The organism is Desulfoluna sp., assembly GCF_030145185.1.
In the GTDB taxonomy this organism is placed as follows: Bacteria; Desulfobacterota; Desulfobacteria; order Desulfobacterales; family Desulfolunaceae; genus Desulfoluna.
In genome coordinates, this window is sequence record NZ_JAQYWB010000046.1 from 15,531 (window position 1) to 30,859 (window position 15,329).

16 protein-coding genes are annotated in these 15,329 nt (G+C 56.5%); 6 read left to right on the top strand and 10 right to left on the bottom strand.

Translation table 11 applies throughout. From position 1 onward, the window contains the following. Window positions 1-253: 253 nt before the first annotated feature. The 5 genes from rpmB to Q1Q75_RS15085 form a co-directional block, all read right to left on the bottom strand. Window positions 254-448, bottom strand: a complete 195-nt coding sequence (rpmB, locus tag Q1Q75_RS15065) for a 50S ribosomal protein L28 (protein ID WP_300672286.1) — start codon at window positions 446-448, stop codon at window positions 254-256. Between the two features lie 234 nt (window positions 449-682). Next, on the bottom strand, window positions 683-1,345 hold the full coding sequence (gene bamD / locus Q1Q75_RS15070; protein WP_300672288.1) for an outer membrane protein assembly factor BamD: 663 nt from the start codon (window positions 1,343-1,345) through the stop codon (window positions 683-685). Window positions 1,346-1,348: 3 nt separating this feature from the next. Then, the gene (gene trxB, locus Q1Q75_RS15075; protein WP_300672290.1) at window positions 1,349-2,269 is read right to left on the bottom strand and encodes a thioredoxin-disulfide reductase; all 921 of its coding nucleotides are present in this window, start codon (window positions 2,267-2,269) and stop codon (window positions 1,349-1,351) included. A 187-nt stretch (window positions 2,270-2,456) separates the two neighbouring features. Next, window positions 2,457-2,783: a thioredoxin gene (gene trxA / locus Q1Q75_RS15080; RefSeq protein WP_300672292.1), complete on the bottom strand. Its 327-nt coding sequence runs from the start codon at window positions 2,781-2,783 to the stop codon at window positions 2,457-2,459. A gap of 298 nt (window positions 2,784-3,081) precedes the next feature. Next, entirely contained in the window at window positions 3,082-4,293 is a 1,212-nt protein-coding gene (locus tag Q1Q75_RS15085; protein ID WP_300672294.1) for an EAL and HDOD domain-containing protein, read from the bottom strand. Between the two features lie 179 nt (window positions 4,294-4,472). Between Q1Q75_RS15085 and purN the strand changes: the two genes are divergently transcribed. Next, complete coding sequence (purN, locus tag Q1Q75_RS15090) at window positions 4,473-5,249, top strand: phosphoribosylglycinamide formyltransferase (RefSeq protein WP_300672296.1); 777 nt, start codon at window positions 4,473-4,475, stop codon at window positions 5,247-5,249. A 151-nt stretch (window positions 5,250-5,400) separates the two neighbouring features. Here the strand turns inward: purN and Q1Q75_RS15095 are convergent, their stop codons facing one another. After that, window positions 5,401-6,579, bottom strand: coding sequence for a TraB/GumN family protein (locus tag Q1Q75_RS15095; RefSeq protein ID WP_300672298.1), 1,179 nt, complete (start codon window positions 6,577-6,579; stop codon window positions 5,401-5,403). A 40-nt stretch (window positions 6,580-6,619) separates the two neighbouring features. Beyond that, complete coding sequence (locus Q1Q75_RS15100) at window positions 6,620-7,564, bottom strand: tetratricopeptide repeat protein (protein ID WP_300672300.1); 945 nt, start codon at window positions 7,562-7,564, stop codon at window positions 6,620-6,622. Window positions 7,565-7,954: 390 nt separating this feature from the next. On the opposite strand from Q1Q75_RS15100, the gene yedF reads away from it, so the two are divergent. From yedF to Q1Q75_RS15125, 5 genes are all read left to right on the top strand, one after another. Beyond that, window positions 7,955-8,548 (top strand): sulfurtransferase-like selenium metabolism protein YedF, encoded by a 594-nt coding sequence (gene yedF, locus Q1Q75_RS15105; RefSeq protein ID WP_300672302.1) that lies wholly within the window; start codon window positions 7,955-7,957, stop codon window positions 8,546-8,548. A gap of 206 nt (window positions 8,549-8,754) precedes the next feature. Further along, window positions 8,755-9,117, top strand: a complete 363-nt coding sequence (locus Q1Q75_RS15110; RefSeq protein WP_300672304.1) for an Hpt domain-containing protein — start codon at window positions 8,755-8,757, stop codon at window positions 9,115-9,117. 220 nt (window positions 9,118-9,337) lie between these two features. Continuing rightward, window positions 9,338-11,047, top strand: coding sequence for a DNA repair protein RecN (gene recN, locus Q1Q75_RS15115; RefSeq protein ID WP_300672306.1), 1,710 nt, complete (start codon window positions 9,338-9,340; stop codon window positions 11,045-11,047). 329 nt (window positions 11,048-11,376) lie between these two features. Further along, entirely contained in the window at window positions 11,377-11,625 is a 249-nt protein-coding gene (locus Q1Q75_RS15120) for a zinc ribbon domain-containing protein (protein WP_300672308.1), read from the top strand. Between the two features lie 331 nt (window positions 11,626-11,956). Then, on the top strand, window positions 11,957-13,228 hold the full coding sequence (locus Q1Q75_RS15125) for a radical SAM protein (protein ID WP_300672310.1): 1,272 nt from the start codon (window positions 11,957-11,959) through the stop codon (window positions 13,226-13,228). On the opposite strand, the gene Q1Q75_RS15130 is transcribed toward Q1Q75_RS15125, so the two are convergent. From Q1Q75_RS15130 to Q1Q75_RS15140, 3 genes are read right to left on the bottom strand one after another with little or no spacing between them, the layout of a single operon-like run. Continuing rightward, the gene (locus Q1Q75_RS15130) at window positions 13,225-13,443 is read right to left on the bottom strand and encodes a PLDc N-terminal domain-containing protein (RefSeq protein ID WP_300672312.1); all 219 of its coding nucleotides are present in this window, start codon (window positions 13,441-13,443) and stop codon (window positions 13,225-13,227) included. The genes Q1Q75_RS15125 and Q1Q75_RS15130 overlap by 4 nt on opposite strands. 14 nt (window positions 13,444-13,457) lie before the next feature. Further along, entirely contained in the window at window positions 13,458-14,330 is an 873-nt protein-coding gene (locus tag Q1Q75_RS15135) for a lytic murein transglycosylase (protein WP_300672314.1), read from the bottom strand. 8 nt (window positions 14,331-14,338) lie between these two features. After that, a complete protein-coding gene (locus Q1Q75_RS15140; RefSeq protein ID WP_300672316.1) occupies window positions 14,339-15,139 on the bottom strand; it encodes a histidinol-phosphatase in 801 nt (266 codons plus the stop codon). Window positions 15,140-15,329: the final 190 nt, after the last annotated feature.

A 15,329-nucleotide genomic window follows, 5' to 3' on the forward strand; every position in this document is an offset into this window, starting at 1 on the left:
CGACGGGTTGAGCAGCAATCGTCGCCCGGGGTGAGAAAACACTACAGGCCCTCTTGAATCGGTCACGGCGGGCGTCAAGAGAGCCTGAGGTCTTCTGCGGGCGAAACGTAGGCATGATGTGAAATGTAAACTGTCGGTTCATCTGTGTTCCGGGGACTGCAAAGTAAAACACCCGTACGGCAACACGTCCATGCGCTGTGAAGCGCTTAAACCTGATTTTTTACAAGCACGATCACGCAAGCGATTCAAAGCATTATCTGGGTGCTTTAATCACGTTGCCGCTTTTGATGCAGTTGGTGCAAACGGTCATCTTCTTCGCGACGCCGTTTTTCATGGCACGAACGCTCTGAAGATTGGGATTGAAACGGCGTTTGTTGACATTGTGGGCATGGCTCACGTTGTTGCCAACCATCGGTTTTTTACCACATATTTCACACATCTTGGACATGTTACACACTCCTTTTTTCACGTTGATGGCTTTGTAAAACGGCCGGCAGGCCGGATATCCATTCGGCAAGACACAAGTGGTTTACCGGCTCTTTTTTACGAACCCGTCAATGCTTCAGGTGACGTAAAAAAATAACGAGTCTGTATAAAACAAAAGTGAGGCCGTGTAAAGTCTTTTTATCGCTTCAGATCAAACCAAAAGAGGGCAAGACCTGCATAAATGAAAGGTCCACGACTATTTGTCCTCTGGCTCTTCCGCCAGTTTATCCTTGGCACGGGCGCTCAGTTCTTCGGCTTCGGTGTCAAGCCCTATGCCGGGGTAGGCATCGAGGACGGTTTGAAAGCGGTGGAGGGCACTTTTATATTTTTTATTTTTCAGGTAATAGCGCCCGACGTACATCTCGTGGTCGGCCAGGCTTTTGAGGCAGGCCGTCCTTTTTTCTTCTGCCTTTTTGATGTAATCGCTCTCCGGGAATTGCTTCATGAGACGGGTAAAAATAGAGAGCGCTTTGATCGCATGGGTTTGATCCCGGTCTTCCGTGTCCAGGCGGTTGAAATAGCAGAGGGCCTGTTGGTGGATGATGTAGTCGATGGACCCATGCCGGGGATGGAGTTTTTCGAACTCTGCGTAGGCAAGGGCCGCTTCATCGTACTCTTCCATATTGAAGTGGGCCTCGGCGATGTTGTATTCCGCCTCAATCGCCAGCTTGTCGAAGGGGTACCAGTCCCGGAGTTTGGTGTAGATATCGATGGCTTGTTTGTAGCGCTCTTTATCAAACTGGACCTTGGCATCTGCAGCCAACTCAGGGGCCAGCTTCTCCTGCTTGTTTTTAGGTCCGCAGGCGAGAAAGGTGAGCGCAACAAAGACGACGAGTGAGAAGGAGATCAAACGCTTCATGGATCAGTGCCCTTCAATATAGTGTTCAGCCGAGATGGCTGCAATGGCGCTGTCACCGACGGCTGTGGCGATCTGGCGCAGGGGGGTGCTGCGAACGTCACCGGCGGCAAACACACCGGGAATGCTGGTGGCCATGTTGGCATCGGCTTTAATGAAATTCCATTCATCCATTTCCAGGGCGTTGCCCAGGAAATCGGTGTTGGGAAGAATGCCGATCCAGATAAAACAGCCGGCGGCTGCGATCTTGGTCTCTTCGTTGGTCTTCACGTTCTTTACCGTGACATTTTCCACGCCAAAGAGACCGTCCATACCGGTGACCACGGAGTCCCAGACCATGTCGATTTTGTCATTGGCAAGGGCGCGTTCCTGCAGAATCTTGGCGGCTCGAAGCTGGTCACGTCGATGCACGAGGTGAACTTTTTTAGCAAACTTGGTGAGGTAGAGGCTTTCCTGGACCGCGGTATCTCCTCCGCCGACGGCCACAACGGTTTTGTCCTTGTAAAAAGGGCCGTCACAGGTGGCGCAGTAGGAGACCCCTTTGCCGTGAAATTTTTCTTCACCCACGTGGAGGGAGCGGGGAGAGGCACCGGTGGTGATGATGACGGCTTTTGCCGTGAGCACCTTGTCTCCGATGGTGATGGATTTTACGGCACCTTCCAGCTCCACCTTTTCCACTTCACCGTATTCGAATTGGAGATCGAACTGCCGGGCCTGTTCCAGCATTTTGTCGGAAAGATCGGGGCCACTGATGCCCTCGGGAAAGCCGGGGTAGTTTTCAATCCAGTCGGTGATGAGAATCTGGCCGCCGGTGGCTACTTTTTCTACCAGGACCGTGTTGAGGCGTGCGCGGGACGCGTACATGCCTGCCGTGAGGCCGGCGGGGCCGCCGCCGATGATAATCAAGTCGTAGTGGGTCTCTGCCATATCTTCCATCCAGAATTGCCGGGCGTAAAGGGCGATACGGCCCCGCACCTCGCCCGAGGGGTGAGATGTGCCGGGCCGATGATCCGATTGAGTGGTTCCGTCGTGAAATAGGCCGGTGCAAAAGCATAAAGCCACAGCGTTTTCGGGGCGTGGCGGAGATGGTTTTACACAGACATCTAAGTCAGTCTTAGAGCATTTTACCGATGGTCTCTTCCAGCTTTGCCTTGGCGGTCATGCCGGTGATGGTGTCCACAATCTCCCCGCCCTTGACGAAGAGCAGGGTGGGAATGGCACGCACTTCGTAGCGGCTGGGTGAAAGTGGGTTGTCATCCACGTTGCATTTTACAAATTTTACCTTGCCGCTGTAAGTGCTGGAGAGCTCTTCCATGATGGGGCCGATGGCTCGGCAGGGTCCGCACCAGGGGGCCCAGAAGTCTACAACAACGGGTAGGTCGGCGCTCATAACTTCAGTTTCAAATGTGTCATCGGTAATATCGAGAATACCTTCAGCCATGATCGTTTTCCTTTATTTGATATGGTTTGTTTTTTTAATGATTTTCTTTGCGTTGAAATATATTTACGCTTCACGGGCTTGTCAAGTGGCGCCTGTCGGGAATCCCGGGCTGAGGAAGCGATACCGGGGGGTGGCGTCGTTTTTTTAGGGGCCGGGTGCTGAAAAACAATCTTTGTGAGTATACTCCCTTTGGCTCAAATGTGGAAGGGTTGTGGCGGCAGGCCCCGGCGATGGGAGGCTTTTCCCGTGGGCGCGGGCCACCGTTTGGGAGGCCGCTGAGTCCGACGGGCAGGCTGAATCAGATGGGCAGGCTGTGGCTCCAGGAGAGGGTGTCGATGATGATTTCTCCGATGCGTTTCTCCGGAAGATGGATGGCCTGGGCCGCATGGGTCATCTCCGCCCAGTGCCCCTGCTCAAAGGATTGGGCAAAGTGGAGAAAGGGGGCCAGGGGGCCGGATCCCTCGGTGAGGGCGGAGACGGTGGCCGGGGAGAGGGGCAGGTGGGCCAGCACCTCGTCCATGGGGCGCTGTAAAATGGCGTCGATCAGGGAGAAGATGCCCAGAGTGAACAGCTCCGAGGGCTCGGTGGTCAGGGAGGCGCTTTGACCGGCCAGCTCGCACAGGCGCCCGCGTATGGCGGAGACCCGGAGCAGCTCTGTCGGGGCCTGGGAGGCGATCTTGCTCATGACGATGAGGCCGATGAGGCGTCGGATTTCGTCTACCCCCAGCATCCGCAGGGCCTCTTTGAGGGAGGCGACCGGGACTCGCATTCCGAACCATGCGCTGTTGAGGTGGGAGAGGAGCTTGTAGACGATGGCCACGTCTTTGACCACCAGCTGTTCAATGGTCTCCATATCGACCTCGGGGTGACTCATCTCCGCCACCAGCTGGAGCAGGGTGAGGCTCGCGGCGGGAATCTCTTTGCCCGAGATGATCTCAGGGCGACAGAAAAAGTAACCCTGGAAGAGCGAAAACCCCATCTCTTGGGCACGGGTGAACATCGCCTCGGTTTCCACCTTCTCCGCCAGGAGGGTGATGCCCCGCTTCCGGGCGGTGGTGGCCAGTGTTTCGGCTCTGTCCAGAGGGGTGTCGATGAGATCCACCTTGATGATGTCGGCCACGTCGAGCAGGGGGCTGGAGTCGGCATTCAGGACGAAATCATCCAGCGCCACCATGTACCCCTGGGCTCGTGCAGAGGCGAGCGCCCGCATCACCTCGGGGGTGGCGGGTACGGTCTCCAGAACTTCGATGACGGTCTGTTTCCAGGGGAAAAGATTGGGGATTCCAGTGCTTATCAGCTTTTCAGTGAAGTTGATAAAGGCGTACTTTCCGTTTGTTAAGGTGTCGATGCCTATGGTAAAGAAGCTGCTGGAGAGGAGCTGAGAGGTGGCCGTGTCTCCGTCTACATTATCGGGCATGGCATTGTACGGACCGTTTCGAAAGAGAAGCTCATAACCGTAGACCTGCTTTTGGGTGTCGAAGATCGGTTGCCGTGCAATGTGGGTATCCATCCGTTACTCCTGGATTATAGCCGTTCCCGATGTGCCGGGTTCGGCGTGGAGAGGGGCCTTCTGACGTGAAGGAAGGTCCAAAGTACGGAGTATAGGGAAATGGCTCGGGGTGGTCAAAAGAAAAGAGACGATCATCAACAATCATGATGGGTTGCTGAAGAAGGAACAGTTGCAGAAAAATGAGTCGGATCAAAGAGAATTCAAAGATGAAAATAGGGGTGCTGGTTTCCGGTGGGGGGTCCAATCTCCAGGCGATTATGGACGCCGTGTCCGTGGGAGTTCTGGACGTGGAGATCGTCTGCGTGGGCGCGGACAACTCTGGGGCGGGGGGGCTAAACCGCGCTGAAAAGGCAGGGATTCCTACCTTTGTGACCGATTACAGTGCCCATTTTGCCCGCTGGAAAGAGGGGGTTCCCGCGCCGGATGATTTCTCCCTGGAGGCTGTGGCAGACCGGCAGAGCCTGATGAAAGGCGCGGCGCCGGCCGCCCTGAAAGGCTTTCTTGAAAAGCGGGCCATCGCAGAAGCGGATCTTTTGGCCCAGCTGGCTCCGTACAAGCTGGACCTTCTCGTGCTGGCCGGGTTTATGAGGGTGTTTACCCCCTATTTTATCGACGGTTTTACCACCGGCTCCGATCTTCCCCGGATCATGAACATTCACCCCGCCCTTCTTCCGGCCTTTCCAGGGACCGATGGATACGGCGACACCTTCCGTTACGGGTGCAAAGTGGGCGGCTGTACCGTGCATTTCGTGGACTATGGCGAAGATTCCGGTCCCATCATCGGCCAGAGCAGCTTTCCCATTCTTCCCGGAGACGATCTGGATGCCGTGAAGGAGAAAGGGCTCGCCGAAGAGTGGCGCCTCTTCCCCGAATGCATTCGCCTGTATGCCGAAGGCCGCCTTAAGGTGGTGGAGCACCAGGGCACGCGCGTGGTGGAGATCCTGCCTGCCGGGTAACGCCTGTGTGTTTCTTCTTACAAAAATAAACCGGGCCATGGAAGCGTTGCTTCCATGGCCCGGTTTTTGTGTTTTTTAGTCCTGTCGGGGCGGCATCACATCGCTCTGGCCCTTGGCGATGGGCGTGAGCAGAGGCCCTTGTTTTGATTTCTTACCCGTGAAGGATCCGGGCCATCATGGGCAGGGCCACGGCAGTGCCCAGGGTGCTGCCGAGGTTGGTAAAGACCACGACGAGGAGGACGCGGGTTACCTTGTTGTGCCAGAAGCCTCGCACGGAGAGGATATCGTCACCGAGTGTTTCGAAGTCCATGACCTTGGGCTTGCTCACAAAGGCCTCCACCAGGCCCGAGACCCAGCCTGCGGCGATCATGGGGTTCAGGGAGGTCAAAGGGGCGGCTAAGACGGCTGAGATGATGGTGGCGGGATGACCAAAGGCGATGATGGCTCCGATACCGGCAAGGATTCCGTTGGCGGCGATCCACCAGCCCATCATGCCTGCACCGGCCTCGGCACCGCCTGTGAAGAATCCGTAGACGATAAACGCGGTGACCATCAGGGGCAGGCCCCATTTAATGATCTTTCCGGTCTTTCCCGGCGGGGGAACCTGATCGAGCTCGGAGGTGTCGATGGTGTCGTCAAAATAGCGCAGGATGCCGGCGAGGTGTCCGGCCCCCACGACGGCCAGGACTTTTTCGCCCCCTGCGTGGCGGATTTTGTGGGCGAGGTAGCGGTCCCGTTCATCGATGAGGATTTCTCGAAGGGCCGGGTGGGATTTGCCCACATCTTCTAACACGCTCTCCAGCATATCCTGATTTTTCAGCTTTTCGATCTCCTCTTCTTCGATCTCGTCCGCGCTGCCCACAGAGAGGAGCATCTGAAAGAGCAGGGACATCTTTTTGAAGAATCCCATGGAGTTCCAGGCTCTGGAGAGGGTGGTCTGGACGTTTCGGTCGGCAAGCACCAGCGTGGCTCCGATTTCGTCCGCTTTGGCCACCGCACGGATCATCTCTTCGCCGGGTCGGATATCGAACTTTGCGGCCACTTTTTTTTGAAAGGAGGCCAAAAGCAGGTTGGCAAGCAGGAGGAAGGCCTTCTTTTCACGGATCACCTTGATGATGTCCATGTTGCGCCAGCTGTCGCTGTCGGTCATGGATTGGTAACGTGCCTGGCAGAGCTCCACGCAGACGGTGTCCGGGGTCTCTTCTTGAATCATGTGTTCCACCAGCTCGGCGCTTTCCCGGGATACGTGGGCGGTGCCGATGATGATGTATTCCTGGCCGTCACGCGTCAGGCGTTTGACCATCTCTGTGTTGATTTCCGTTGATTCCATAGGTTTTAAGGTGTCCGTTTTGATGTCTTGGGATATCGGGTCAGTCGCAAGGCGCGGCGAAACTGTCTCCGTGGGTCCAACGCTCTATAAAATAGCCGGAGACAGACAAGGGCGCTGCCTCTGTGTTTCCGGTGAGTTCGATGACTAATTCCTGCAGCACCTTCTGTTCGCCCGTGGCTCCCAGGAGCGTGGTAATCCGCAGGGCTCGTTCCAGGTGCCAGATCGCTTCGTCTTTTCGATCCATGGCCGCAAGGCAGCGTCCCATCTCTCGAAGATCCGTCGCCATCAGGTGAAGGGCGCCCCGTTTTCGGTCCACGTCCAGGGCCTTTGAAAATTCGGCGAGGGCCTCTTCGTGGTGTGTGAGGGCAAAAAAGCTTCGGCCCAGGGTAAAATGAAGGGACGCCGCAAGGGAGGCTTCAGGGGCCCCTATTGTCGTCTTCAGGTCCAGGAGAAGGGCCAGGGCTCCTGTGGCATCGCCCCTGTGCAGCATGAGGCTGGCACGGGTGATGGTGCTCTGCGGCCAGGTGATCTGGCCTTCGGTTGCCAGGGTGTCGGCCTGGTTCAGGGACGCTTCCGCCTTGTCCGGGGTTCCGTCCGCGAGATAGGCCGTGGCGATGTTTGTCAGCACCCTGATGTTGCCTTGAAGGTTGTTCATTCGGGTGTGAATGGCCTGTGCTTCACGATAGTATGCAAGGGCGTCTGCACGTTTGCCTTCCCCTGTATAAAGGGTGCCGATGTTGTTGTAACAGGTGGCCAGGGCTTCCGGGGCGTCGGCGAGGGTGAACAGCTCCACCGCCGTGAAATAATATTTGATGGCTCCCGTGTTGCATCCCTTTGTTGCGGACCGGTCTCCCTTTGTGAGGGCCTGAGCCCCCTCTTCGTAGAAATGGTTTGTGGTGACCGGTGTTTTTCCACCGGCGGCACAGGCAGAGCATCCGACGAGGAACGCAATCGATGCGAACAGCGCAAGGGGTTTCATGGGCATGTCACCTCCTGAAAAACGCATGAATATAGGCCGTCTTTTCAGGCTTATCAAGGACGGTTGTGTGATATATACACCTATCAATTTGCCCCTGTCACCAAAAAACTCTGAAGGGCCGTATGGCAAGAATCCTATGGAAAGGCGGGTTTGTATCGATAAAAACAATTGGACAGGTTTCGGTGCGGTGGCGTTTATTTGAAAAATGTCGGGTCTCCAACCCGGGTTTTGGCTTTGAGGTGCTTGCCTTGGCTGGAACCCCCTGGGTCTGGGCCGGCATCTGACAGGTTTGAATAAGATATCAGGTTGGCATGATTCCCCTGTGAAAAGGCGTACCGGAACTGGGTGATGTATCGCCTGTGGAACCCGGTTTTTTTAGCAGTCAGAAGGATAAATATGAAAGAACTCGATTTTAAAGGGCTTTCGTGCCCTCAGCCCGTGATTCGGACCAAGGCGTACCTGGAAGAGACGGCCGATTGCCTTCAGCTTGCCGTGGTGTTGGATAATCAGGCGGCGGCGGAGAATGTGACCCGCTTTTTGGAAGGCCAGGGGTTTGTCGTTGCGGTGAAAGAAGAGGGGGCGCTTTACCGGCTTTGCGGGCAGCGCACCGACGCCCAAAGCTTGCCTGCTGCAGGCGAGAGTCAGGGGGCCGCCGGTTCCGTGGTGCTGATGATTACCCACAGCACGATTGGGACCGGGGATCTGGAACTCGGCAGGAAGCTGATGCTGAATTTTTTAAAGACCTTGCCTGAGATGGGCGACAGCCTCTGGCGCATCATGCTGGTAAACGATGGGGTCAAGCTGGTCTGCCGTGACACCGATACCCTGGCAGAGTTCAAGGCGTTGGAGAAACAAGGCGTCAGCCTTCTGGTCTGTGGCACCTGCCTGGAACATTTCGGGTTGATGGCGGAAAAGGGCGCGGGTCAGACCACCAACATGCTCGATATTGTCACCAGCCTTCAGGTGGCGGACAAGGTGATCAATATCTGATTCGCCTGCGATGCGAGGCTTCTTTATTTTGGGTGTGTCCTTTTTTCATGGGCGTGGCGTGAGCCACGCCCATGATTTGTTTTGACCCTGTGAAAAAGGTTCTGGTATAATTTTTTATTCGTAACGGCCCTGTGAGGCAGGTGTTTTTTGTGACCGGAACGCTCTGACCTCCAGGTCAACCCGTCATGACAAGGAACTCAATCACTATGGTAGATATGGTACGTATCTCTGAAGAGGCCCCCATCAATGTTGACGAGTTGATGGAAATTATGGGTGAGGATCGGGAGTTGGTCCGCGATTGCCTGGCCGATTTTGTCGGTGAATTTGAGGGGATGATGGGGGCCATCCGTGATGCGGCGGGTATAGGGGATGGCGAGTCCCTGGAACAAGCCGCCCACGCCTTGAAAGGGAGTTTGACCTACCTTGCCGCCAAGCCTGCGGCCGAAGCGGCCTCCAAACTTGAAAAATCCGGGCGAAATAAGACCTTTCTGACCCTCGAGGCGGACTTGGCCTCTCTGGAACGGGAGTGTGGAAAGCTGGGGGCCTTTATCAAAGGCTTTTCGCCCTGATTTTTGGGTCGGGTGTTTTGACAGGCGTTCAAAAAGGTCGTTATTTTAAGGGCTGTATTGCCGCAAGGCTTTGAAATTAATATTTTTTGTTCTGATTTTGGCCGAAGGCAGACAGCTTTACAAACAGGGGATGCTGTGACATAACATACCGACGCGCTACGCCTGTGCGCGCTGCTGTGTTTTATGGACACCACGTCAACTTTGGGGGAAGGCATCGCCCATGCTCACAGATCTTTCCATTCGACATTTTGCCATCATCGATGATCTCTCCATCTCTTTTTCTGAGGGCCTGACGGTCCTGAGCGGGGAGACTGGCGCGGGAAAATCGATTATCATCAATGCATTAAATTTACTTCTTGGCGGACGGGCCTCGGCGGCCCTTGTGCGCACCGGAGAATCTTCCGCCGAAGTCGAGGGGCGTTTTTCCGTTCCGGACGGGAGTGACACCTCAGAGATCTTATCCGCCATGGGGCACGATCCCGCCGAGGGGCTTCTCGTGCGCCGGGTCATCTCCTCCACGGATCGCCATCGCGTGTATATTAACGGCCGGCTGGCCACCATGCAGCTCCTGGCCGAGCTCACGGAAAACCTGGCCAGCATCTCCGGCCAGCATGCCCATCAGGCCCTGCTGAAAGAAGAGCTCCACCTTCTTTTCCTGGATCGCTTTGCGGGGTTGATTCCCTTGCGCGACAAGGTGGGCAAAGCCTTCCACGCCCTGGCCCCTCTCCTTGAGACACGTCGAAAAAAAGAGGCCTTGAAAAAACGGCAGAAAGAGCAGGAAGAGCTCCTTCGGTTTCAAAAAGAGGAGCTGGATGCCGCTGCCCTTGAGGCCGATGAGGATGCCTTTCTTGAGGCGGAGCGCCTGCGTCTGAAAAATGCGGAGACGCTTCTGCGCACCGCAAATGATGGGGTGGCAACCCTTTATACGGCGGAAGGGGCGGTTTACGAGCGTGTGACCCAGCTGAAAAAAGAGCTGGAGAAGGGAGCCGGCGCCGATGGCGGCATGGCCCCTCTTCTCTCCGAAGCCGAAGAGCTCTGCTATCAGGTGGAGGATCTGTCCCGCAATCTTCAGCAGTATCGCGATGGGATCACCGTGGATGAACGGGCCCTGGATGCTGTGGAGGAGCGTCTTGATTTTGTCAACAAACTCAAGCGAAAGTACGTGGGAGCCTCCGCCGATCTTTCGGCGCTTCTGGATCGCCAACGGGCCATCGACGACGAGCTGGCCTCCCTGGAGACCCTTGAGGTGGAGATGGAGGGGCTGGATGCGGCCATTTTGCAGGCCCGAGAAGCGCTTCATGCCCAGTGCGTTCGCCTCTCTGATAAGAGAAAGAAGGCCGCCGTGACCCTCTCCTCTCTTGTGGAGAAGGAGCTGAAAAACCTGGAGATGCCCCGCGCCCAATTCCATGTGGCCGTTGCGCCCCTGGGGGCCGAGTCCGGCTCCACGGCGGAAGGCCCCGCAGGGGCTCGCCTGGGGGAGGCCGGTATGGACCGGGCGGTGTTTATGATCGCTCCCAACGTGGGGGAGACGGAAAAACCCCTGACAAAGATCGCCTCGGGCGGTGAGCTTTCCCGCGTGGTGCTGGCGGTGAAGACCATCCTTGCCGAAGGAGACGCCGTGGGTACGGTGGTCTTCGACGAGGTGGACGCCGGAATTGGCGGCGGGGTGGCCGAAGTGGTGGGCATGAAGATCAAAGAGATTTCACATCACCATCAGGTGCTCTGCATCACCCACCTTCCCCAGATCGCCAAGTTCGGAACCCATCATTACCGCATTGAAAAACAGGTAGTCAAGGGGCGCACCTGCACCTCCATCACCCCCCTCTCCGACGAGGGCCGTGTGGCTGAAATGGCTCGGATGCTCGGTGGGGTCGAGGTGACTCGGGCTACCCTGGATCACGCCCGTGAGATGCTGGAAAACGCGGGGTAAAAAAAGCCTCCGGCGGCCCTGCCGGGGATCCATTTTTTGCCAGCGTGTATGAGCTGGGTTTGATAAACAGGTTTCTGTGGTCGGGCAGGTGACAGTTGTAATCATATGAAAAAATGAGCGCATGGGGTCTGGCGGGCTTTTCCTGGCTGCCGGAGGCAAAACGAGATGCGATCGCTCTGTGTCCCGGTCCTCCCGGCCTTGACAACAGGCGAAAAGTGCAGATAATATACGGAACTGACGGCAAATTTAAACCCGCCCTGTGCGGGATGATTTTGGATACGACCTGCGGCGGTGCCGTGGTTTCATGATGAAAAAGGCAGGGAGATTTTATGCCCATTTACGAATTTAAGTGCAGCAAGTGTGAAGAGTTTTTTGAACTGCTCGTCATGGGTAAAAAGGACGAGGAGGAGTTGAAGTGTCCCAAGTGCGGTTCCCAGACTTTTGAACGGGTCATCAGCACCATGAACATCAAGATGGGCGCCTCTTCCGGCGGAAACCCCTCCAGCCAGCCTGGGATCCAGAAACGTAAATGTTCCAGTGGCACGTGTTCCACCTACACCCTGGGAGGCCAGGATTAACCCGGATATTTCATGAGAAAGCAATCAGGCCTAAAGAAAAGTCAATAATTGCAGTGTTTTGCGGGGGTATTTTTAGTTGTTTCAAAAATGCAAAACGTAATCCACGGTATTCTGTCTGATTTTCTCACCCTTCGGGCGAGCCGGGGGCACTCATCTGCCGCGTTATCAGAGCTTTGAGGTAAACCACTACATCTTCAGCTCTGATGCCTTGCATATGAGCGCACCCAACTCGTGAAATACTCGGGTTAAGGGTGTGATGCCGGTGTTGATTTCTAAAACGCTCCATGATGCCGGTAAGGCGTATGGGGCGTTTTTTTTTTTGAGGGCGGATATGAAGAACAGGGTTCAGGGGTTTTCACGCGATGGAATCCAGGTCCGGTGGGGGCTTGTGGGGGCCCAGCGTTACCTCAAAGCGAGCTGGCCGGTACGGTACGGCCTGTTTCATGAAATTCGAACGCCCTCGTATCTTTTTCAATTCAGCGCGGAAGGGGTGATTCGCTTTGTTCAGGGGCGCCCCGGGACCTGGCATGAGCACACCGACTGGTTTAAGCGCACCGCGGGTGGGGACTGGGTTTACTATTCGTCGGGAGGCTACAACGGGGCTTTTTCAGCCATCGGCGAACACTATATTCCGATTTTCCCGTATCACAGTAACCCGGTGATCGGAGAGAAAGCCTATCCCGCCGAAACATTGCGGGCGGTGCTTCAGGCCCTGGAGACGCTGACGGCGTGGGCCGAAAAGGTGGCTGAGGAGCTCCCGCCGGAAGGGGCGGCTTTTCTTTCCTGTGTTGCCCGGAAAAATCAGAAAGACACCCTGGCCTCCCAGGCAGACAGATTTCATGAGCTGACCCATGGCCCCCTGACCGTGCTGCCTCCAGACTGTCGCCACGTGGACTACGATATTCTACCCCTTCGCCTGGCCCGCGGGTGCCTGTATCACTGCAGGTTCTGCGAGGTGAAGTCCTCTCAGACCTTTGCTGTGGAGGCACCGGACCATGTGACCGAGCAGGTGGCCTCTTTCTCCGATCATTTCAAGGCCGATCTGATCCATATGGGGGGGGTGTTTTTAGGAGAACATGACGCCCTGGCTGCCGGGGAAGGCCCGGTGGTGGCCGCGGCCGAGGCGTGTGAAACGCTCTTTTCCGGTGACGGTCGGATGGCCGATCGTCCCTCTCTCTTTCTTTTTGGGAGTCCCCATGCGCTGTTGAACGTTTCGGAGGCGGGTTGGGAGGCTTTGGACCATCTTCCCTTTAACGTGGCCATCAACACCGGTGTGGAGTCCCTGGATCCACCCACCCTCGATTATCTCGGGCGTCCGACCCCGGTCGCTCTGGTGAAAGAGGCCGTGAAACGGGCCGACGAGGTGATGCGCCGGTGCCGCAATGTTTCCGTTTCCCTCAATATGGTAACGGGAGACGCCCTGCCCCCCTCCCACCACGAAAGCCTGTCCTGTTTTGTCGCCTCGCGTGACACGCGGGATGCTCCCCTTTACCTCTCTCCCTTGAAAGATCACGCACACCGGCGGACCACCATGGCCGAGTTTACGGCCCTCAAGCGGATCAGCCGCGCCCCCCTTTTTCTCTATCTGCTGCAGCGTCTTTAAATCTCTTCGTTGCTTGGGGGGATCGTGCCCCGTCGCATTCCCAGGACAACATAGATGAGCCAGCCCACAAAGGGGAGGAGGGTAATGATGGCCCAGAGGGCCTTTTTCCCGGTGGAGCCGAAATCTTTTCGGGCCACGTCCGCAAAGGCGAGCATGGTGAGGGCGAAGAAGACAAACCCGATGATGATCCAGGTGAAGAAGGTGGAGCTGGTCATGATGTCATAAATCCTTATGATTGGCGTTTCAGGGCGTCCATTATGTCGTGAAGGGTTCTGGCATAATAGATACTGTGGTTGTAGCGCATCAGCACGCGAAGTGCCTTCTCTTTTTCAATGCCGGGTTTCCAGCCGAAGTGGCGGAGGTAGTTGGCCACACTGGCGATAGCATCTTCATGGGTGTAAAGATCGACCTGTCCGTCCTTGTCCCCGTCGACCCCGAGCTGCAGGATACGGCTCGGCATGAACTGCGAGATGCCCATGGCACCCGCGTAGGAACCGATAAAGGTGCGCGGGTCTTTCCCCACCTGGTCGCCGTAGCGAAGCAGCGCTTTGAGTTCGCGGTAGGCCCACTCTGATTTGTCTTTTGTCTTTTTTTCAAACCGTTTTCGGGTGATGCGACGGTTCGCCGGGACGGCTTTCCAGAGTCGGGCTTTGGCGTCATCGTTTGACAGGGAGGCCAGGGTGGCCAGAATCTCGAAGACCCGGCTGCTGCCGATGTAGGACCCCAGGGCCGTTTCCACCATCAACACGGCGGTAATGATCTCTTTGTCCACGCCATAAGCGGCCTCGGTGGCGTCGAGGACGGCCTGGTGACCTTTGAGGTAGCGGCGACCGGTGTCCAGGGCGCTCTCTTTAAGGAACCGCCCGTAATTCAGCTTGCTTTCGTTGTGCATGAAGTAGCCGGAGACCCCTTTCACAGCGAACAGGCGGGCGCCCTCCTGGAAGTAGAGGTCCACTTTTTCCTGGGGAAACCCATCTTTGACCAGTCGCGCTCGCACCGATTTAAAGGGGTCGGGGCTCTTGACGATGGCATGTCCGGAGGGCGGCAGCGCGCCGAAGAGCAGCAGGGTCAGGAACAAGGGGATGAGCAGTCGTTGGGTCATGGAGGCTCCTAAGGGGTCGGGGCAATGGGCACGAGGGTCCGTCGCCGTTTTTCGAATTGGGCCAGGTGTGTGGCGCCCAACTCTTGCAGGGTTTCAATGGCCGTGGCAAGACCGGCCCCCACCCGTTGGGCGGTGTGGGCATCAGAGCCGGTGGTGAGGGGGATCCCGAGAGAGATGGCATGGGCCAAAAGTGTCTTGGCCGGGTAGCAGGCGTTGGCCGGGTGGGTGAGGCCTCCGGTGTTTACCTCCAGGGCGAGATTCTTTTCGGCCATGCGGTCGATGATCTCCAAGAGCCCTGCCTGGACATCCTCGGGAAGGGGGCGTCCATTTTTCTTGATGACATCCAGGTGGCACACCACATCAAAGAAGGGCGTCTCTACCATCTCCCGGACCCTTTCAACGTAGCGCCTGCAGAGGGATTGGAACTCCGGGGTAGAGAGGGCTGCTGCGTGTCGACGGCTGGCGATATTGACCCCGTCTACAAAGTGAATCGACCCTCCGATGAGGTCAAAATCAAAGGTCTGGATGATGTGCTCAAGGGCGGGGATGGCTTCCGGGGAGACGTCGATCTCCAGTCCGGTGCGGATGGTAATGCGGTCTTGATAGGCTCTCTTCATTTCCTGGACGGCATAGACATAAAGGGGCACCTCGTTGGGGTGCATGGCATGGGCCGTGCTGTTTGTGTCAAGGCTGAAGTGTTCAAGAAAGCAGATTTCGCTTAAGCCGGCTCGAACCGCCGCTTCCACGTAGCTTCGGATGTCTCCTTCGGCGTGGTTGCACAATAATGTGTGGATGTGGTAGTCAATCATCGTTTTTACCGATCACAGGAGAAGTGGGGTCGCCCAGGAATTTGTGGCCGTTCATCGGTGCGATTTCGGCCACTGTCCACGCGACCATCATTTGAAGATGTCGGGCAAAAATGGTACAAACGCAAGGAAGTCGATACGGCCTCCTATTGCCCGCATCGGCATGCTTTACGACTGCCGTTACAGGCCAGCC